The organism is Empedobacter sedimenti, assembly GCF_030005555.1.
GTDB lineage: Bacteria > Bacteroidota > Bacteroidia > Flavobacteriales > Weeksellaceae > Empedobacter > Empedobacter sedimenti.
This window is the reverse complement of record NZ_JASCQG010000007.1, coordinates 1-20,004: the sequence shown is the minus strand read 5'-3', so window position 1 is coordinate 20,004 and position 20,004 is coordinate 1. Positions and strand designations below refer to the sequence as shown.

Genomic DNA, 20,004 nt, shown 5'->3' with positions numbered 1-20,004 from the left:
TTGTTTTTTTAAATTTTATTATTTACTTTCTTCAAACTCTTTTAGCTTGCGCTTCATTAGTTCAATTTCTTCCGCTTGGGTTTTAAGTATATTTTTTTGCAGCTCTATCAGTTCCGGGTCGGTCAGGTGTGCCTTTTCGGACATCAATATGGCTGCTGCGTGATGGGGTATCATACCCTTTGCAAACTGCTTGTCCCCGACATTGATTTGTTCCCTGATACCAAACCATGAAAAGATGCCAACAGCAACCGAGATGATGGCTATCGCCCAATTCATCTTCCTGTTGGGGTACATTACTTTCATTATCGCTAATTCGATAAGCAGCATTGCCGAGGTCATCAGCAGGGTCATGTACAAATTGTTGATATTGGGTATCAGGTTCTGCCACCCGTCAATCATGGCGTACATGATAAAATACATCACTGCGAACATTGCGACAGCCATCACCGCAAAGCGTTTGTACATGGCCGAAGCATGTTTTGTATTGTGCGTGCCATGCTCCGAGGAATGACCCGCATGGTGACTGTTTTGCATATTTTCCATAACCCTGAATTTTATTTGCTGTTAATTGTTTTTTCCACCTTACCGCAGGTCAGCATTTTAGAACCGTAGTAAGGGTTTTTGATTTCCTTGTTTTCGCTAAACCAAACAGCACCCTTACCGTCATTGAACATCGGGCAATGGTCTTGATACAATGTTTGCGATGTACCGAACAAATCAATTAGGTCTTTCAAATCTTCGCCAAGCGAGGCTAAATGTTCCCGCTGGTGGTGAATGTTGCCAACATTTTCCCCGATATGTTCTGCGTGTTCTTTAGCATCGTCCGCTATGTCCATGTACTTTTTGTGCTTATCAGCAGGAACGGCTTTCATGTCCACTTTATTCAGGGTAGCTAACAGCTTTTTCCCTGAACTGGCGGCAGCTTTGTCATCGTCCGAAACAAGGGCGTTCTTTAAGGACAGATAATCGGTAACTATGGGCGCAATAGAAAAGTTTTTTGCTTCTTCTTTTCCTGTTGCTTTTGCTTCCTGACCGCTCGGAGTTTCACTCACAACGGGCGCAGCTACCGTATCATCCTCTTTTGGTTGGGAAGCTGACTGTTCTTGTGATACAACAGCAGTATCACTTGAAGACTGCTCGTTTTTGTTGGATGCCTGATTGCATGATACTGTTACAAATGCCATGATAACAGCAATGATTGATAATGTTAGATTTTTCATTTTTATTTATTTTTTGATTTTTAAAAAACTTGCGTTAATAGCCACTACAATGGTGCTTACACTCATCAGCACAGCACCCATAGCGGGACTTAAAACAAAATTCGGATAGAGTACGCCTGCCGCAAGCGGTATTGCCACCACGTTGTAGCCAACCGCCCATATCAGGTTCTGTACCATCTTTTTGTAGGTAAGTTTGCCGAAGTCAATCAGTTTGACCACATCCCTCGGGTCGCTGTCTACCAATATGATATCCGCTGTTTCGGCAGCCACGTCCGTACCGGAACCCACGGCAATTCCAATATCTGCCTGTGCCAGTGCAGGTGCATCATTTACACCATCACCAGTCATTGCTACGATTTCGCCTTTTGCCTGAAACTCCTTTACTTTCTCCTGCTTGTTATGCGGAAGCACATTGGCCAAATACCCGTCCATACCCAATTTTCCGGCTACGGCAGCAGCAATCCTGTCGTTATCCCCCGTGAGCAGAAAGGACTTGATGCCCATTTTTTTGAGTTCCTCAATCGCCTGTGCCGACCCCTCACGGATGCTGTCTGCCAAAGTAATGAGGCCGATTACCCGGTCATCAATGAGAACAAAGTTTACTGTTTCGGCTTCCTGATTAATTTCGGTTGGAATTTCCGGCAAAGAAAGGTGGTTTTCGGTGAAGTAATTCGGGCCACCAGCTACAACACTCTTTCCGTTTACAACACCTTTTACACCTATACCCTGCATATAGCTAAAGTTTTCAGACTTCCATAACGCAAGCCTCTTTTCTTTCAATGTAGCCATAATGCCTTTTGCGATATGGTGTTCCGAATTTTGCTGTACTGCGGCAGCATACTGGATAACTGCATCGGCATTGTATTCGTCCGTAAAGGGAATAACCTTTTCCACGGCATGGGAACCTTTGGTGAGCGTTCCGGTTTTGTCAAAAATGATGGTAGATAGCTTACGGGTGGTTTCAAATGCTGTGCGGTTGCGGATGAGCAGACCATTGGTCGCCGATAGCGTTGTGGAAATGGCGACCACCAACGGGATAGCCACGCCCAATGCGTGCGGGCAGGCCGTTACCATTACCGTCACCATTCTTTCAAGCGCAAAGGCAATATCTCCACTGCTTGCATACCAATAGGCAAATGTGCCTATGCCCACGGCAATGGCAATAAAGGTGAGCCATTTGGCAACTTTGTCCGCAAGGTTTTGCGTATTGGACTTAGTAGCTTGTGCCTCCTGCACAAGATTGATAACCCTGTTCAGGTAGCTGTCTTTTCCAACGGCTGTTACCTTAACTTTCAGCGCACCATCGCCATTGATAGAGCCTGCGATGACCTTTCAGTCCTTTTCCTTTTTTACGGGAACACTTTCTCCGGTAAGCATACTCTCGTTGATATATGAAAGCCCATCCAGAACCAATCCGTCGGCTGGAATTTTTTCACCCGGTTTTATGATAGCCGTTTCACCGCTTTGCAGGTCTTCGAGCTTTATCTTTACAGCTTCTCCGCCTCGTTCCACGGTAACATCGTTGGGCAGTAACGCTACCAATGACTGTAATGCCCGTGAAGCAGCCATTTGGGAACGCATTTCCAGCCAATGCCCTAACAGCATGATGTCAATTAGGGTTGCCAGTTCCCAAAAGAAATCCATACCCTGCAAGCCAAATACAACGGCTACGGAATAGACATAGGCTACGGATATGGCGATAGCAACAAGTGTCATCATCCCTATGGCTTTGGCTTTCACCTCGCCAATCATTCCCTTTAGGAATGGTAAGCCTCCATAGCAATAAATCACCGTACCCAATGCCAGCAACACATATTTATCGCCATTGAAAGCAAGCGAGAAACCTAACCATTGCTGTATCATGTGCGACAGGAGCAGTATAGGGATTGTAATGACAAGGCTTATCCAAAAACGAGTGAGGAAATCACCTGTATGATGTCCCTCATGTTTATTAAAGTTTTCGTCAGCATGGCCATGTTGAGAATGCCCGGAATGCCCATGTTCTGATGTGTGTTCATGAGAAACTGACGCACCGCCAACGGGAACCAATGCCATGCCACAGAGCGGGCATTTGCCCGGTTCGTCTTTTAGCACCTGTGGGTGCATAGGACAAGTATATTTTTTCATAACAAGGGGTTTTAAAAGTTATGTTGCACTTAATTTTTTTGCCATCTCATGGGTCATTTCTTCGGCATAAGTACCATAGGGATCAACAAGTACGCCTTTATTCTTACTATCATTAGACGATATGGCATAAATTACGGCATTGTTATCAGGACTGCTGTCGAGGCTTTCAAACCTATGAGTTTCCGTAACCGTAAAATCCTCCGGTTTTAGTTTCAGGCTCCTTGACGTACAGTACAGACAGTCCGGCAACAGACTAAAGTCCATACTGTACCCACGTTGTCTTAGGTCTTTAAGCGCCTGCACCATGTCATTGTACTGTACCATAGCTTTCAGACCTGTTATTTAATGGTTTCGACCGTACTTCCGCAGGTGAGCATCTGTGAGCCGTAATATGGATTTTTAACCGCATTCTCTTTACTTAGCCAATTGGCTCCCTTACCTCCGTTGTACATAGGGCAGTGCTGGTAATAAATGGGGGTGTCCTGTTTAGAAACTTTGGCAAGTGTGTAGATGCTTTCCGAAAGTGCCGCAAAAGAACTTCTTTGTTTTGCAACATCTTTTGATTTTGAAATGCTTTCCGCATTGGCCGTCAAATCCTGCATCACTTTCATCCAAGCCGTATGTTCCTCTGCCGATAGCTTGTTCATATCGACTGCTTTAAGGGATGCAGCCAATTCAGCGGCTTTGGCAGATGCGGTCGCCGCATCGGTTTTTATCAAAGCGTCTTTCACTGAAAAGTAGTTGTCAAATACAGCTTTTAGCTGTGATTGGTTTTGAGCTGCATCTTTATTAGCTGCCATTTGGCTATGGTCGTGATTGCCATGTCCGGCATTCATGTCCATGCCAGCCTCTTTGTTTTTGGCAACCGTCTTCACGGGTCTATCATACTGGCAGCAACCAGCCAGTTTAGCATATACGTCATCCGGCGCACGGAACTTCTCACTGTCATAACCAGCCAAAGCAATACGTTTCAGGATTTCATCCTGATTTGTTTTGTCGCCGTCATAGGTGAGCGTAGCCATCTTGGTATCTTTGTTCCAGTCCACGCTGGCTACCTTTTTTACGTTACCTGCTTTTTCGATGGTGGTTTTGCACATACCACAATTGCCGTAAATCTTTACGGTTTCTGTTTTCGCATTCTTGATTTGTGCGAAGCCGTTTATTGATGATAGTAACACGGCGATTACCATCACTATTTTTGATAATGATTTCATAATAATTACATTTTGAGAAACGGGGGATTGATAAACCCGTTTCTGTTTTAAATTTTAAGTAAATGATACAAATAGGGGATTTGCAAAAGCCGGAACAGCTTCTGACAGGACACACCTATGGCTATCAGGCCATAGTTTTAGCTTATTTTAGGCGGTAGCCAAATGGAGAAAAAGCCCGAAGAATAATAGGCTTCTTTGAAACCGAATTTTTGCTTTTTACTTGCTGCAAATTGATTTTTTGCTTTTAATTCGATTATAACTGGTAAACTTAAAGAAGTGATTGAAGCACCGCACCTGCAAGAGCTGTGTGAACAACCGCCCCCGCAATTGTCACTTTTGCATTTTTTACAGGATTTGCCCTTGCAACCTTTTTTATGTTCTGATTTTTTGGATTTTTCTTTTGAGCAGGAAGACTGCTCGGTTTGTGTTGATTTTTTGGAACAAGCATAACTCTGATTGGGCATCAGGAAGAAACCCAAAAAGAAAAGTGTTAAAATGCTTATATGTATTCTCAAATTTTTCAACGCTACAAAGTTACAAATAAGATTGGTTTTTTTTTATCGTTTTGCCTTTTTTTTGCTATATAAACAAAAAATACTACATCCGCAATAGCCTTTCAGTCTTTTTTCAGAATTGATAAAATACCCTTTCCTGAAAGCCTACCCTTGTAAAAGTTCGGTCAGAAAAGGGCATTTTAAAAGACTTTGGATTAGACGTTCAAAGGCTCTATTTTGAAGCCTGCCTTTTGCACAGTGGATATTACTTCTTGCTCGGTAATTCCCTCGGACTTCACGGTAAGCACCTTGTCCTTATTGTTGGTGTCCACGTCCCAATGGCAGATGCCCTCTGCCTTGTCCAAGTGTGGTTTTACAGATGCGATACAACCGCCGCAATTAATGTTTGTCTTGAATTGAAATTGTTTATTTTCCATTGCTAATAAATTTAAGAGTTATTGATAATGCAAATTTCAGTGCTATTTGGTTCAGAATTGTTGTGTAATTTCTTATTTGATTTGTGATTTTTACTGTTTTACTTCTTCCACTTCAACCGCAGGCTGTTACTTACCACGCTCACGCTGCTCAACGCCATTGCTGCGCCCGCTATCATCGGGTTTAGCAAGAAGCCGTTAATTGGGTAAAGGATGCCCGCTGCCACCGGAATACCGATTAGGTTGTAAATAAACGCCCAAAACAGGTTTTGCTTAATGGTGGCTACGGTCTGTTTTGACAATCGTATTGCCTGTGGTATCTTGGTAAGGTCTGATGAAATGATGGTCATTTTGGCTACCTCCATTGCGATGTCCGAACCTTTGCCCATTGCGATACTTACATCGGCTGTTGCCAATGCGGTGCTATCGTTGATACCATCACCTACCATTGCCACTATTTTACCTTTGCTTTGTAGCTCTTTCACAAAATCGGCTTTATGCTGTGGTAATACCTCGGCTCTGTAATGTTTAATGCCAGTATGCGCAGCAATGGCTTTGGCGGTTGCTTCATTATCTCCGGTCAGCATATACAGGTCTATACCCATATCCTGCATTTCCCGGATAGCTTGCACCGATGTTTCTTTAATCTTATCGGAAATGGCAATTACAGACAGAGCCTGTTTGCCGTTTGCAAACCAAATAACGGTTTGGGATTGTTTGCCCCATTCTTCGGCTTTGTTTTGTAATTCGTCAGCAATAGCGATGTTGTTTTCTGCCAATAGCTTTTTATTTCCTACATAATAGGTTTCGTTGTTATGGTCTGCTTTTGCGCCTTTACCTGTAATGCTGTCGAACAATGATAAAGTTGCGTTTCCTGCTCCGTTCAAATGTTTTACTACTGCTTCCGCTAATGGATGTTCCGATTGCTTTTCGATGCTTAATAAAATATTTTTGGTCATATCGTCATTGTTCAGCCAGGCAATATCTGTTACTTGTGGTCTTCCCTCGGTAATGGTTCCGGTTTTATCCAATACAATTGCGTTTATCTTTTTAGCCAGTTCAAGGCTTTCCGCATCCTTAATCAAAATACCGTTTTCAGCACCTTTGCCAACGCCTACCATAATGGCGGTCGGGGTCGCTAAGCCTAAAGCACAAGGGCAGGCAATAACCAATACCGTAACGGCTGCCAGCAAGCCTTGCACAACTCCGTTTTCGCCCCCTAACACCAACCATAAGATAAATGTAAGGATAGCAATACCCATTACTACCGGAACAAAGATGCCTGCAATCTTATCTACCAGCTTCTGTACTGGAGCTTTGCTTCCCTGTGCATCCTGTACCATTTTGATGATGTGTGCAAGCATGGTTTCTTTGCCAACTTTCACCGCTTTAAATTGAAAGCTGCCTTTTTGGTTAATCGTTCCGGCAAATACCTTTTCATTTTCCTTTTTCAACACAGGCACAGGCTCACCGCTTAGCATACTTTCGTCCACATAGGAATTACCTGATGTTACCATACCATCCACCGCAATTTTTTCGCCGGGCTTTACGAGTATAATATCACCTGCACTTACATCTTCAATAGCCTTCTGTCTTTCTGTGCCATCAGCTTCTATCACAATAACCGTTTTAGGCTGTAAGCCCATTAGCTTTTTAATGGCTGAAGATGTATTTCCTTTGGCTCTTTCCTCTAACAGTTTCCCCAAGAGGATAAATGCGATAATTACGGCAGCGGCTTCAAAATAAACGTGAGAGTGTAGCCCTCTTTGATGCCAAAAGTCTGCAAATAACATATTGAATACACTGAACAGGTAAGCAATACCAGTACTTAATGCAACCAGTGTATCCATATTGGCAGAACGATGTTTTGCCTGCTTCCACGCATTGATAAAAAAGTCTTTTCCTAACCAGACAAGTACCGGAGTTGAGAAAAGCCACATTATCAGGTTTGCATAAGGCATATCCATAAAGAACATACCGATTACCACCACAGGCAAAGAGAGGATGATTGCCCAAATGGTTTTGTTTTTGAGTTTCCTGAATTTCTCGGTGTGAATAGCTTCTAACGTTTCCTGCTGTGTGGTTTCGTCTTCAATCAATAAGTCATAACCAACTCCTTGTACTGCTTTTTGCAGCGTTGAAGCATTGGTCATGTTTGGTAGATATTCTACCGTAAGATTACCCGTTGCAAAATTCACGGAAGCATCAACTACTCCCGATTGGTATTTAACAATGCTTTCGGCACTGCCCGCACAGGATGCGCAGGTCATGCCCAATACCGGAAAAGCACTTTTAACCGTAGGAACTCCGTAACCTAAATCTTTAATTGCCTTAACAGCTTCGCCTACTGTTTCATTGCTATCTACTGTAATAGCTGCCCTGCGGTTATTTAGCTCTACTTTGTGGGTTTCTATGCCTTTTACTTGTGTCAACCCTTTTTCAACGATTAATGCACAATGTTCGCTTTCCACATCCTCCAATGGAATGTATATTGTTTCTTTATTATTAGTTGCCATATTCTGCTTGCTTTAATTAACAATGCAAAATTGGCTATTATATCAACGGGTGCTATTGTGAAATTTTGGAATTGATTTGTAAAATTTATTTACACTTTATCCAATGGCTTTCTTTTATCTTCTTTTATCTGTTTGAAATAGCTCGGTGTCAGTCCTGTTACTTTTTTGAATTGATTGCTTAGGTAGGATACACTCGAATAGTTCAGACGAAAAGCAATTTCACTCAAAGACAACTCATCGTACACCAGCAATTCTTTTACTTTTTCAACCTTTTGGGCAATAAAGTATTTTTCAATAGTAGTACCCTCTACCTCTGAAAACAGATTGGACAGGTAATTATAATCGTGATGCAATTTATCGCTCAATACATCTGAAAGATTGATTTTTACATCATTATCTTGATGGTGTACCAAGTCAATGATAGTGTTCTTTATCTTCTCTATTATCCTACTTTTTTTATCGTCAATTATCTCAAATCCCAATGGCTCTAAAGTTTTTACCAAAGCATCTTTTTTTGTAGGGGTTATCTCTTGTGCTAAGGTTACTTCGCCCAATTTTATATTCTTAATGCCTAAACCGAGTTTTTCCAATTCATTTTGCACCACTATAATGCAGCGGTTACAGACCATATTTTTTATAAAGAGTGTATTCATATTTATTCTCTGCCCACATTTTGTATTTAATATAAAAGCAATAAACAAATTTACGATTTAAGTTTAATTACTTTGACTTCTTGTCACGAGGAATAAAGGCGTTGTACATATATGTTTACTGTTTTTCGTCTTGTTCGTCCATTTTTTTAATCAGTGCTTCACATAGATTGTCAAGGAATTTCGTTCGGTTTATTTTGCGGGCTTTCAGTTCCATAAACGTGTGATAGAAATCACCTAATTCAATATTAAAGGCATCTTCAAATGCTTTAGCAATCAATTTTATGTCTGTATTCCCATTGTTAAATACACTTTGGGAATATAGTGCATAAATAAGTTCCGTCAGTGCTGTTTTGCTTGCCGTCCATTTCAACGAATTTTCTGAAGTCTTTTTTAGATTAAGGTTATTCAACTTGTCTTCCAAATAAACCTGTATCAGATCATTGGCAATTATCTTGGCAACCTTATAATCGTGCGAAGTAGAAAAAGTATGGTCTGCCTCAAAATAAAAGGTATCTAACCATAGCCTTATATCGTGTTTTCCCCGTACAAATATTTTTTCATCCACAAAAGAATTATTGCTTCGGTAATACTTATAAAAATCAAGGTTGTTATCAAAGAACCTTTTTAGCTTTTTCAGTTCTTTGATAAAATATTTCCTGATGCGCTTATTCCCATACGGTCTTCTCGTTTCTATTTTATAAATGGCGTTGTAGTAGATGAGCTTTGAAACAATAACAGGTTTCTGATATTTGAAAAAGCGGATTTCTTCATTAGTATTCTTAAATCCTTTTTTCAAAACGTATTCCTTTAATTCCGAAAGGCATTCGAGAATAAGGTGTATGGCAGCTTCAATACGTTGTAAGGAGCAATCGACTTCAACCTCCAATTCGCTAATTTCTAATTCCAGTTTAGAGAGTGTTTCTTTGTAGAATTTGTCCATTCCTTATCTTAAATCTATTAAAAAAATAATTGAGAAGCCTAAATACTGTAATATTTGAAAAGAATTTACATTTTCAGGCTTCTCTTTTGAAACTTTGGTTTTTGCTTGATAACTTATAATTCCACTTTTAGTGATAGTGATAGATATAATAGTGTCTAATTTTTATGTATATCAAAGCAATAAGGCACACAGCTAAAAATATCCCAAAAAGTATCATAAAGAGCGAAGGTTTTTTCGACTTCAACAAATTACCATTTGAGGGTTTAGAAGCTTTGTATCTTTTGTACGGAGGTACTTTTTGATAACTTTTGCCTTTCCTATGCATTGTTAGTTTTATTCATTATTAGAATAAGCTTAATTCTAAAATTTCATCCTCTGTATTCTTACAGCATTCAAAATTGCCAATAATGCTACACCTACATCTGCAAAAACAGCTTCCCACATTGTGGCTAAACCACCTGCTCCTAAAACGAGAACGACAGCTTTTACACCAAATGCTAAAATGATATTCTGCCAAACTATTTTCTTGGTTTGCTTTCCGATATTGATTGCCATTGGGATTTTACTTGGTTTATCATCCTGAATTACAACATCTGCAGTTTCAATAGTGGCATCGCTTCCTAAACCACCCATTGCAATTCCTACATCGCTCAAAGCTACTACAGGCGCATCATTCACGCCATCGCCAACAAATGCTACGGTTTCGTTTTTGGCTTTGATTTCTTTTACTTTATTTACTTTGTCTTCCGGCAATAAATCGCCAAAGGCATTATTAATTCCTAATTTATCGGCAACAAATTTTACCACGGTGCTTTTATCTCCGCTCAACATTGTAGTTTTTACGCCTAATGCTTTTAGTTTGTCAATTGTAATCTGTGCATCTTCTTTAATACTGTCGGCAATGGTAATGTAGCCTGCAAATTTTCCATCGTAAGCAATGGCGATTAAAGTGTAAACAATCGTACTTGGGTCTAAATCATAACTGATATTGAACTTGTCCATCAATTTGAAATTACCTACCAATAATTCTTTTCCGTTTACGTTGGCTTTTAAACCGTGACCTGCTATTTCTTCTGTGTTTTCTAATTTTAGGGAATTGTCAATTTCTCCTACATATTGATGAATGGCTGTGGCAACAGGATGTGTACTTTGACTTTCTAAGGCATTTACCAATTTCAGAATTTCGTCTTTATTTAATTCAGGTTTCAAATTAACTTCCTGTACTTTGAAAACGCCTTCGGTCATTGTTCCGGTTTTATCCATCACAACATTCTGAATACCTGCAATCACATCTAAAAAGTTACTTCCTTTGAATAAAATCCCATTTTTTGAAGCGGCACCAATTCCACCAAAATACCCTAAAGGAATACTGATAACCAAAGCACACGGACAAGAAATAACCAAAAACACTAATGCTCTGTATAACCATTGACTGAACAAATAATTATCAACAAAAAAGTAAGGAACAACAGTAATAAGCACTGCTAATAACACAACAATTGGTGTATAGATTTTTGCGAATTTTCTGATGAATAACTCTGTTGGTGCTTTTTGTGCAGTAGCATTCTGAACCAATTCCAAAATCTTTGAAAGCTTGCTATCGGTATATGCCGTGGTTACTTTTACCTGTGCAACTGTGTTTAAATTTATCATTCCTGCTAAAACAGTTTCGCCTTTGGTTTTGGTGTCGGGTTTGCTTTCGCCAGTTAATGCTGCGGTGTTGAATGCTGCCGTTTCGGATAATAATTCGCCATCTAATCCTAATTTCTCTCCGGGTTTTAATTGAATGATATTGCCGATGCTTACAGTTGCTGCTTTTACAGTTTTAGGTTGGTTATTTTCTAAAATCGTTACTTCATCGGGTCTTTGGTCGAGCAGGGTTTTAATGTTGGCTTTGGCTCTTGTTACGGCTAATGTTTGGAACACTTCGCCAACGGCGTAAAACAGCATAACGGCAACACCTTCGGGATATTCGCCAATGGCGAAAGCTCCGATAGTGGCAATGCTCATCAATAAAAACTCTGAAAATACATCGCTTTTGCGGATGCTCTCAAATGCTTCTTTAATTACAGGAAATCCAACAGGTAAATAGGCTATTGCATACCAAATAATTCTTACCCAACCTGTAAACCAGGATTGCGGTAGCCAATTATCAAAAGCAATAGCAATCATCAGTAAAACAAAACTGATAATGGCAGGTAAAAACATTTGAAAGGTAGATTTGTCGGTACTTCCGTGGTTGTGACCGTCATCATCGCTGTGTTCGTGGTTGTGACCGTCATTGTTGTGATGCTTTTCTAATAATTTTTTAGCATTAGCATCGGTATATATTTTTTCTTCCTGTGGTGTGCAGCAAAGCTGTTTGCCTTGTGCATCGTATTTATGTTTGTGTTCCATTAGAGTAGTCTTTTAGTTGTTTTTTTATAAATTAAATATTGTTCTCCGTGTTGTTTTTCCAAAAACTCTTCTTCCAGTCTTATCTGAATTTGAATAACGATATAGGTAGTAAGCATCAGGAAAAATGTAAGTGTATTGGGTAGTATAAAAAATATTCCTGCAACACTGATTATCATTCCCAAAAAAATCGGGTTCCGGCTGTAAGAGAATAATCCTTTTGTGATTAATTCGGTTTTGTTATTTTCATCAATACCGACACGCCAACTGTTACTCATTTGATATTGCGCTACTGAAATCCATAGTAATGAAAGGTGTATCAGTATTAATGCAATGATTAAAAACACGTCTTTCATTAAATAAGAAATCGGTACTAAATATTGATACATTTTATCGCTGAACGAATAGATGAATACCGCAACGAAAAGCAATGCTATCAATACTTTCATCACAAAACCGATATAGTCGTGTGCAATATCTGTTTTGCCAAAAGTTATGGGATTGATGCCCGTTTGCTTGTAGGTTCGGTATTATGGTAGCACAAAAGCTACCATAATATACAACACCAAATACACCGGCAAATAAAATTTTAACCAAACCATAGCGTTCAATTTTTAATGTTCGTGACCACCTGCATTGCTTAGTTTTGCATTGACGAAAAACGCACCTTTAACTACAATTTTAGCATTGGCAGGAATTTCATTTACAAAAGTTACAGCGGTGTAACCCATATCAGATACGCCTTTCAGCACTTCTACCTTTTCAAAATTCTTAGCAGTTTTATCTTCTTTATGGTCTTTTTCTTCGCCCTCTTTGTGGTCGCCTTCTTTTTCGCCTTCTTCGTGATGGGCTTCTGCTTCTTTATTGGTTTGTACAAAAATGTAGTATTTGCCATCGGCATTTACAATCGCATCAGTTGGTACAGCAGGCGTTGTTACATTATTAAGGCTTACAATTCCTGTGATATTCATTCCATCAATTAAACCACTTTTATTACCATTTACACGACAATGAACGGCGATGGTTTTGCTCTCGTTTTCAAAGGATGAACCAATGCTGAAAACTGTAGCATCATACTCAGCAGTAGGATTATTGGTTAAAGTAAAATGAATAGTTTGTCCAACTTTTACCTGTGGTAAATCTTTTTCAAACACCTGTAAATCTAAATGCAATGAACTGTTATCTACAATTTCGATAACCGGCGAAGAAACATCTACATAACTTCCAATTTTGGCAAAAACGTTGCTAACCGTACCATTCAGCGGACTGGTTACGACCAATGCGGATTTTAAATTTCCGTTTGATACCGAACCTGGATTGATGCCCATTAATTGTATCTGCTGTTGCAAGGAAGCTCTGCGGGTTCTTAAACTGCTTAATTCGGCAGTAGCACTTTGCAGATTTTTCTTTGCACCTGCATTGCCTTCATTCAGTTCTTTTTGCCTTGCTAATTCCTGTTCTGCAAACGTAATTCTGCTTGCTGTACTCAAATATTCTTCCTGCAATTGGATGAACTGCGGATTGGCAATGGTTGCAATAACCTGACCTTTTCTTACATAATCTCCAATTTGAACTTTCAGTGTTCTTATCACACCGCCATACAAAGAAGTGGCGTTGGCTTTATTGTTATTGGGAACTTTCAGATTTCCGTTTGCTTTGATGGTTGCTGTTAATTCCTTGTGTTCAATGGTGCCTAATTGTATGCCTACCGTTTTTATTTGTTCTTCGGTAAGTGTGGCAATGGTTGGCGTTTCTTCCTCGTGTGGTGCTTCTTCTTTTCCTGCAGTTTTGGTTTCGGCAGATTTATCTTCTGCTTTCTTATCATTTTTACAGGCAGAAAAAGCAAATAGTAAAACAGCTATGGCTGTCATCAACGTGATTTTTTTTATATTGAATTTCATTTGTACTTATTGATTGATGAATGAATAAATATTGATTACAGATTGGTTGACCTGCTGAATACTTTTGAGGTAATTCAACTGAATATCGGTTGCGGTTTGCAAGGCAAAAAGATATTCTACATAACCGATGTCGCCTGTTTTGTAACCTAATTGTGCTGCTGAAACAATTTCTTTAGCATTAGGCAAAGCTTCTTGCTGAAAATAATTGAACTGCTTCATATCCTGCTGGTATTGCAACAAAGCATTTTGCATTTGCGTTGCCAACGTTCTCTGTTGCTGTTGTGCATTGGCTTCGGCTGCTTGCTTTCTATAATCCAAAGATTTTATTCTGGCTTTGGTAGCACCGTAAGTAATGGGAATTGCAATGCCGATGTTTACAGAATTAAACCGGTTTCCGCCATTGAAAAACTTCTCAGCTCCATTCACATTTTGAAAACCAATTAAAGACTGATTGACATACCCAATCGTAAAATCGGGTAAACCTTGTGCCCGTTCTACTTTTTTGGTTTTTTCCGCAATAACTGCTTCCTGATACAAAGATTGAATAGCAGGATGATTGGCTACTGCATCATTATCCAACAAATTTGAAATTTGTAAAGGCTGAAAATTTCCATTTCCTGATATGGTAAAATCTTCTTTCGTATTCATCAATGTTTTCAGATTGGCAACGGCATTATTTAAGAAAACTTCATTTTGTTTTAATAACAAATTGATTTCGCCTTTCTTGGCTTCTGCCGTACTGATGTCCACTTTTTTGGTATCGCCGGTTTTGTAACGAAGCTTTGCAATGCCTATGAAATTGTTGTACAAACTGTCTAATTCCTGTAGTTGTTTTTGATTGTGTTGCAAGTACAAAATTTGATAATAATAAGTACGTACTTGGTTTTTTAATTCTAAAACACTCAAGTTCTTCTGCAATTCTTTACCTTTAATTTCAGCATTAATCAACTCCTTTTTTGCTCCGAATAATGACGGAAAAGGAATGGTTTGTGACACCTGAAAAGACTGGTCGAATTTGGTGCTGTTGTACTGTCCCAACTGTGCATTAATATCCAACTTAGGTAATTCTCCGGCTGTTTTTTTCAACGCTTTGCTGGCATCAATTTCTAAATCTGAAGCTTTAATGGCTTGATTATTTTGAAGCGCAATATTTATCGCATCATCAACACTTGATAAATGCTGTGTTTGTGCATTTGCTGTAAAGCCTGTTAATGACAGAAGCAATACAATGATAGTTGCAATAGGTTTCACTTTGGGTTTTCTTTTTAAATTAATTTTTGAATTGAAAATGATGTAGAGTAAAGGCAGAACGAACAGCGTAAGGAAAGTTGCCGTAACCAAACCACCGATTACTACGGTTGCTAAAGGTTTTTGAACTTCTGCACCTGCACTGCTACTTAGTGCCATCGGTAAAAATCCTAAGCTCGCAACGGTTGCCGTCATCAATACAGGTCGAAGTCTTATTTTTGTTCCTTCGATTACTCGTTTGAAAACATCTTTTATTCCTTCTTTTTCCAATTGGTTGAAAGTGCCTATCAATACAATTCCGTTAAGAACGGCTACACCAAACAAGGCGATAAAACCAATTCCTGCACTGATGCTGAAAGGCATTCCACGAAGCATTAAAGCCAATACGCCACCAATGGCGCTCATCGGAATTGCGGTAAATATTAAACCTGCTTGCTTAAAGGAACGGAACGTGAAATAGAGCAACACAAAAATTAATAACAAGGAAATAGGAACGGCTATCATTAATCTATTGCTGGCTTCTTTCAGATTTTCAAACTGACCGCCGTAAGTGAAATAATAACCTGGTGGTAATTTTACCTGTGCATTTAATTTTTGTTGAATTTCTTCAACCACACTTTGCACATCTCTGCCTGCAACGTTGAACCCGATTACAATTCTTCTTTTTCCTGCTTCACGACTTATTTGCGCCGGACCTAATTTATAATCAATCGTAGCAACTTGTGATAACGGAATTTGATTGCCTGTGGAAGTTGGTATCATTAAATTATTTACATCTTCAATACTGCTTCTGTGAATACTATCTAACCGAACCACCAAATCAAATCTTCTTTCATTTTCGAAAACCACACCTGCACTTTTCCCTGCAAAGGCGGTACTTACAACGTTGTTTACGTCTTCTACATTAATGCCGTAATTGGCTAAACGAGTTCGGTCATATTCTACATTAATTTGTGGTAATCCGCTTACACGTTCTACTTGTGGAGCTGTAGCACCTTCTACGGTTTGAATAACTTTGCTTACTTTATCGGCATTCAACGCCAATGTATCTAAATTTTCTCCGAATATTTTTACTGCCACATCTTGTCGAATGCCTGTCATCAATTCATTGAAACGCATTTGTATCGGTTGGTTTTTTTCAAAAAATACTCCAGGTATTGCTTCTAATTTTTCATTAATGGCATCTGCTAATTCATCGTAAGTTCTGCCACTTTTCCATTCGCTTTGAGGTTTCAGCAAAATCATCATATCGGTTGCCTCGGGTGGCATTGGGTCGGTGGGTACTTCTGCTGCTCCTGTTTTACCGACCACCATTTTTACTTCATCAAATTCTTTAATAATTCTTGAAGCTTGCATTGATGTTTCGATACTTTGGCTTAATGAACTTCCTTGTGGTAAAATGCAGTGAAAGGCAAAATCGCCTTCCTGCAATTGTGGTATAAATTCGCCACCCATTCTGCCAAATAGAAATAGTGTAAAAGCAAATACAGCAACGGTTATGCCCACTAACCAATATTTTATTTTGATGGCTTTTTCTAATAAAGGCTGATACATTTTTTGCAACCAATTCATCATTTTATCTGAAATGGTTTCTTTGTGCATCGGCTTTTTAGATAAAAACAAAGCACACATCATCGGAATATAAGTAAGGGATAAAATCAATGCGCCAAATATTGCAAAACCTACTGTTTGCGCCATAGGACGGAACATTTTTCCTTCAACACCTACCAACGTCAAGATAGGAATGTAAACGATTAAGATAATGATTTCGCCAAAAGCTGCACTGCTACGGATTTTAGAAGCGGATGTAAAAACTTCGTTATCCATTTCCAATTGTGTAAGTTTTTGCTTAGATTTTCTTAAACCCAAATGATGCAAAGTGGCTTCTACAATAATTACCGCACCATCTACAATTAAACCAAAATCTATCGCACCCAAACTCATTAAATTGGCACTCACGCCAAAGACATTCATCAAGGCTAAAGCAAATAGCATCGCTAAAGGAATAGCGGAAGCGACAATCAATCCCGCTCTGAAATTTCCCAAGAAAATAACCAATACAAAGATGACAATCAATGCACCCTCTATCAGGTTTTTTTCTACGGTACTCATTGCTCTGCCTACTAAATCGGTGCGGTCTAAATAAGGTTCAATGATAATATCATCGGGTAAAGATTTTTGAATAACGGGTAGTTTTTCTTTGATACGATTGACAACCTCGTTACTGTTTTCGCCTTTCAGCATCATTACCACACCGCCCACTGCATCTACTTCGCCGTTATAAGTCATTGCGCCATATCTTACCGCACTTCCAAATCTTACATCGGCTACATCTTTAATAAAAATAGGAATACTGCCACCGTCATTTTTTACACTGATATTTTTTACATCATCTAAAGAAGTAACCAAGCCAATTCCACGAATGAAATAAGCATTTGGTTTTTTATCAATGTAGGCACCGCCTGTATTTTGATTGTTTTTTTCTAATGCCGTAAAAATATCAGTAACACTTACACCCATTGCTCTAAGGCGGTTCGGGTTCACGGCTACTTCATATTGTTTCAGCTCGCCACCGAAGCTATTGACTTCGGCAATTCCTGGTGTTCCGTACAATTGTCGGGCTACAATCCAATCCTGCATTGTGCGCAATTCTTTGGCATCGTATTTTTTCTCGCTTCCTTTTTTGGGATGGATGATGTATTGATACACTTCGCCCAAACCTGTACTTACGGGAGCCAGTTCCGGCGTACCAATTCCTTTCGGGATTTTCTCTTCGGCTTCTTTTAATTTTTCATTGATTAATTGCCGGGCAAAATAAATATTTACATTGTCTTTAAATACAACCGTAATTACCGACAAACCAAACCTCGAAATGCTCCGTGTTTCTTCTAAATCTGGAATATTGGCAATACTTTGTTCAATAGGAAAAGTTACTAATTGTTCTACTTCTTGCCCCGCCAATGTGGGACAAACCGTAATTATTTGTACCTGATTATTAGTAATATCGGGTACGGCATCAATGGGTAATTTTGTGGCGCTCCACACTCCCCAAATAATGAGCAACAAGGTCATTATACCAACGACAAGCTTGTTCTTGATACTGAATTTTATAATGTTATCTAACACGTATTTCTGTTTAATATTTTACAAAAAATATACTTGCCACTTGTGGTAAGCAGCCAACAGATTTATGAATGTCTATGGAATGGAAAACGTACTATTTGCCTATTATCACAAAAGCAAAAGCTTTATGGATTTATCTGAAACAAACAGGAAAACTTAAATGGATTGCACATATCATTATAAAATGAATGACAGGAGCATCATCAGTTAAGGCTAAACATCAGCCATCAACAGCATTTGGAAAATCTGTAAAAATTAAACATTAAACTTGGGTGGGTTCCAGATATTTCCTTGGTAGCGGGAAATTAAGGTGTAATCACGGATTGTGATTTTTTTAGTAACGAAAGCAAGTTTAGGTTGCTTGATTTCAAAAGGCTTGAAATTAAAAGACCCGATGCTTACACTGCAACAACTGCAATAGCAAAAAGGACTACAATTGTCGTCGCTATCCTGGTTATGGTCGTGAGATTGGGCGGTTTCAAATTTAGGAACGGTATCTTCACACTGATTGCTTGCATCGCTGCAAGGCAACGCTGCGAGTACCATCAGGTAAAAAGTCCATATTGTGAGAAACCATTTCATTAGGGTACAAATATAGAAAAATAATTTGTGCAATCGGATTGCAAAGTTTCAGATTATTTTAATTGCATCTGTCACACCTTCCTTTAAGCACCAAATTGATACCTTCTAATTTGAAGTTTAGAGGAATATTGATGTTGGGAATTTCTGCATCTGTAAGGCAAAAAGTTCGTTTGCATTGTGAGCAATGGAAATGCGTGTGCTGCTCCGAAGGATTACAACTGCAGCCGGATTGGCAAAGTGCATATTTTACAACACCCGTTCCATCATCGATTGTATGGATAAGTTTGTGCTCTAAAAATGTTTTTAAAGTTCTAAACAAAGTGACATTATCTGCATTTTCGAACTGTTCTGCCAATTCTTTATGACTGATGGCGTATTGTTGCTGCATCAATTTTTCTGCCACCAACAAGCGCATTGCGGTAGGTTTTATATTTCTTTGTTGTAAAACATTTTCTAATTCAGTCATTCTAATTCAAATTTCTATTGTCCAATCATCCTTGTCATCTTCGTTAACTGCTATTTGCTTTATGATGCTGTTCGATACACTGTCGGAGTACGTGCCATAGCCATTTACGAAAATCCCTTTTGCTCCGTCTTTTTGGTTTCTCATCGCATACAAGATAGCTTCATCTTCCAAGTCATTCAGTCCTGTAAAACGATAAATTTTATCAATAACTATGTCACTTAAATTGACCTTTTCGCCTCCTATTTTGTATGAGATATTTTCTTCCAATAGGTTAAAATCTTCGGTATAACCTCTTAGTCTTAATATTTCAATTACCTCTGATAATGTTTTTTCTGTTGATAGCATAAGTTATTTTTATAAGTGTTTACAAATAATTAGTAAAACCTACCGATTTTTTATGTGATTTCTATAAAATGCGTTCTATTTAGCAACATTTTTTATCCTGTTGTATTGGTGGACAAGGAACACTGGCATAGCTACAATACACACAGCAGTCGCCTTGTAGTGGTTTTAACCTTGTTTTGCAATTTTCACATTCATAAAAATACTGACAAGCATCAACTGGCATTGTTTCCTCTTTTTTGTGCCCACATTTTGGGCAAGTTATTATTGATTGTGTAATCTTCCCTAAAAACCGGACCGTTTAAAAATATAGTTTATTAACTTAGGGATAATTATGAAACAGAGCAATT

The 20,004-nt window shown here is 38.9% G+C and carries 16 protein-coding genes and 1 pseudogene; all 17 read right to left on the bottom strand.

Annotated elements, in window-relative coordinates:
• Positions 1–18: 18 nt before the first annotated feature.
• The 17 genes and pseudogenes from QHG34_RS07980 to QHG34_RS07905 all read right to left on the bottom strand — a co-directional run bounded on the left by QHG34_RS07980 (position 19) and on the right by QHG34_RS07905 (position 19,934).
• The gene (locus QHG34_RS07980) at positions 19–543 is read right to left on the bottom strand and encodes a DUF305 domain-containing protein (protein WP_002993268.1); all 525 of its coding nucleotides are present in this window, start codon (positions 541–543) and stop codon (positions 19–21) included.
• Positions 544–554: 11 nt separating this feature from the next.
• The gene (locus tag QHG34_RS07975) at positions 555–1,220 is read right to left on the bottom strand and encodes a DUF3347 domain-containing protein (protein WP_002993266.1); all 666 of its coding nucleotides are present in this window, start codon (positions 1,218–1,220) and stop codon (positions 555–557) included.
• A gap of 6 nt (positions 1,221–1,226) precedes the next feature.
• A pseudogene (locus QHG34_RS07970) lies at positions 1,227–3,326 on the bottom strand (heavy metal translocating P-type ATPase).
• Positions 3,327–3,685: 359 nt separating this feature from the next.
• On the bottom strand, positions 3,686–4,561 hold the full coding sequence (locus QHG34_RS07965) for a DUF3347 domain-containing protein (protein WP_084018991.1): 876 nt from the start codon (positions 4,559–4,561) through the stop codon (positions 3,686–3,688).
• 268 nt (positions 4,562–4,829) lie between these two features.
• Positions 4,830–5,009, bottom strand: coding sequence for a hypothetical protein (locus QHG34_RS07960; RefSeq protein WP_084018992.1), 180 nt, complete (start codon positions 5,007–5,009; stop codon positions 4,830–4,832).
• A 261-nt stretch (positions 5,010–5,270) separates the two neighbouring features.
• The gene (locus tag QHG34_RS07955) at positions 5,271–5,492 is read right to left on the bottom strand and encodes a heavy-metal-associated domain-containing protein (protein WP_084018993.1); all 222 of its coding nucleotides are present in this window, start codon (positions 5,490–5,492) and stop codon (positions 5,271–5,273) included.
• A 98-nt stretch (positions 5,493–5,590) separates the two neighbouring features.
• Positions 5,591–8,005: a heavy metal translocating P-type ATPase gene (locus QHG34_RS07950; RefSeq protein ID WP_084018994.1), complete on the bottom strand. Its 2,415-nt coding sequence runs from the start codon at positions 8,003–8,005 to the stop codon at positions 5,591–5,593.
• 89 nt (positions 8,006–8,094) lie between these two features.
• Positions 8,095–8,658, bottom strand: a complete 564-nt coding sequence (locus QHG34_RS07945) for a helix-turn-helix domain-containing protein (protein ID WP_070566701.1) — start codon at positions 8,656–8,658, stop codon at positions 8,095–8,097.
• A 115-nt stretch (positions 8,659–8,773) separates the two neighbouring features.
• On the bottom strand, positions 8,774–9,598 hold the full coding sequence (locus tag QHG34_RS07940) for an RteC domain-containing protein (RefSeq protein ID WP_084018995.1): 825 nt from the start codon (positions 9,596–9,598) through the stop codon (positions 8,774–8,776).
• 360 nt (positions 9,599–9,958) lie between these two features.
• Positions 9,959–11,995, bottom strand: coding sequence for a heavy metal translocating P-type ATPase (locus QHG34_RS07935; protein ID WP_084018996.1), 2,037 nt, complete (start codon positions 11,993–11,995; stop codon positions 9,959–9,961).
• Complete coding sequence (locus QHG34_RS07930; RefSeq protein WP_198418292.1) at positions 11,995–12,441, bottom strand: methyltransferase family protein; 447 nt, start codon at positions 12,439–12,441, stop codon at positions 11,995–11,997. The genes QHG34_RS07935 and QHG34_RS07930 overlap by 1 nt, the downstream gene beginning before the upstream one ends.
• A 165-nt stretch (positions 12,442–12,606) precedes the next feature.
• Positions 12,607–13,893, bottom strand: coding sequence for an efflux RND transporter periplasmic adaptor subunit (locus QHG34_RS07925; protein WP_084018997.1), 1,287 nt, complete (start codon positions 13,891–13,893; stop codon positions 12,607–12,609).
• 6 nt (positions 13,894–13,899) lie between these two features.
• Positions 13,900–18,267, bottom strand: coding sequence for a CusA/CzcA family heavy metal efflux RND transporter (locus QHG34_RS07920; RefSeq protein ID WP_282629665.1), 4,368 nt, complete (start codon positions 18,265–18,267; stop codon positions 13,900–13,902).
• A gap of 252 nt (positions 18,268–18,519) precedes the next feature.
• Positions 18,520–18,846: a DUF6660 family protein gene (locus tag QHG34_RS15855; protein WP_084018999.1), complete on the bottom strand. Its 327-nt coding sequence runs from the start codon at positions 18,844–18,846 to the stop codon at positions 18,520–18,522.
• A gap of 58 nt (positions 18,847–18,904) precedes the next feature.
• Positions 18,905–19,312 carry a Fur family transcriptional regulator gene (locus tag QHG34_RS07915; protein WP_084019000.1) on the bottom strand — a complete coding sequence of 136 codons (408 nt, stop codon included), beginning with the start codon at positions 19,310–19,312 and terminating at the stop codon, positions 18,905–18,907.
• 6 nt (positions 19,313–19,318) lie between these two features.
• Positions 19,319–19,657, bottom strand: coding sequence for a hypothetical protein (locus QHG34_RS07910; protein ID WP_282629664.1), 339 nt, complete (start codon positions 19,655–19,657; stop codon positions 19,319–19,321).
• 79 nt (positions 19,658–19,736) lie between these two features.
• The gene (locus QHG34_RS07905) at positions 19,737–19,934 is read right to left on the bottom strand and encodes a GDCCVxC domain-containing (seleno)protein (RefSeq protein ID WP_282629776.1); all 198 of its coding nucleotides are present in this window, start codon (positions 19,932–19,934) and stop codon (positions 19,737–19,739) included.
• Between the last annotated feature and the right edge of the window lie 70 nt (positions 19,935–20,004).

Coding starts and splice junctions, on each gene's coding strand:
- QHG34_RS07980 (WP_002993268.1), bottom strand. CDS start 543: ATGGAAAATATGCAAAACAGTCACCATGCGGGTCATTCCTCGGAGCAT.
- QHG34_RS07975 (WP_002993266.1), bottom strand. CDS start 1,220: ATGAAAAATCTAACATTATCAATCATTGCTGTTATCATGGCATTTGTA.
- QHG34_RS07965 (WP_084018991.1), bottom strand. CDS start 4,561: ATGAAATCATTATCAAAAATAGTGATGGTAATCGCCGTGTTACTATCA.
- QHG34_RS07960 (WP_084018992.1), bottom strand. CDS start 5,009: ATGCTTGTTCCAAAAAATCAACACAAACCGAGCAGTCTTCCTGCTCAA.
- QHG34_RS07955 (WP_084018993.1), bottom strand. CDS start 5,492: ATGGAAAATAAACAATTTCAATTCAAGACAAACATTAATTGCGGCGGT.
- QHG34_RS07950 (WP_084018994.1), bottom strand. CDS start 8,005: ATGGCAACTAATAATAAAGAAACAATATACATTCCATTGGAGGATGTG.
- QHG34_RS07945 (WP_070566701.1), bottom strand. CDS start 8,658: ATGAATACACTCTTTATAAAAAATATGGTCTGTAACCGCTGCATTATA.
- QHG34_RS07940 (WP_084018995.1), bottom strand. CDS start 9,598: ATGGACAAATTCTACAAAGAAACACTCTCTAAACTGGAATTAGAAATT.
- QHG34_RS07935 (WP_084018996.1), bottom strand. CDS start 11,995: ATGGAACACAAACATAAATACGATGCACAAGGCAAACAGCTTTGCTGC.
- QHG34_RS07930 (WP_198418292.1), bottom strand. CDS start 12,441: ATGAAAGTATTGATAGCATTGCTTTTCGTTGCGGTATTCATCTATTCG.
- QHG34_RS07925 (WP_084018997.1), bottom strand. CDS start 13,893: ATGAAATTCAATATAAAAAAAATCACGTTGATGACAGCCATAGCTGTT.
- QHG34_RS15855 (WP_084018999.1), bottom strand. CDS start 18,846: ATGAAATGGTTTCTCACAATATGGACTTTTTACCTGATGGTACTCGCA.
- QHG34_RS07915 (WP_084019000.1), bottom strand. CDS start 19,312: ATGACTGAATTAGAAAATGTTTTACAACAAAGAAATATAAAACCTACC.
- QHG34_RS07910 (WP_282629664.1), bottom strand. CDS start 19,657: ATGCTATCAACAGAAAAAACATTATCAGAGGTAATTGAAATATTAAGA.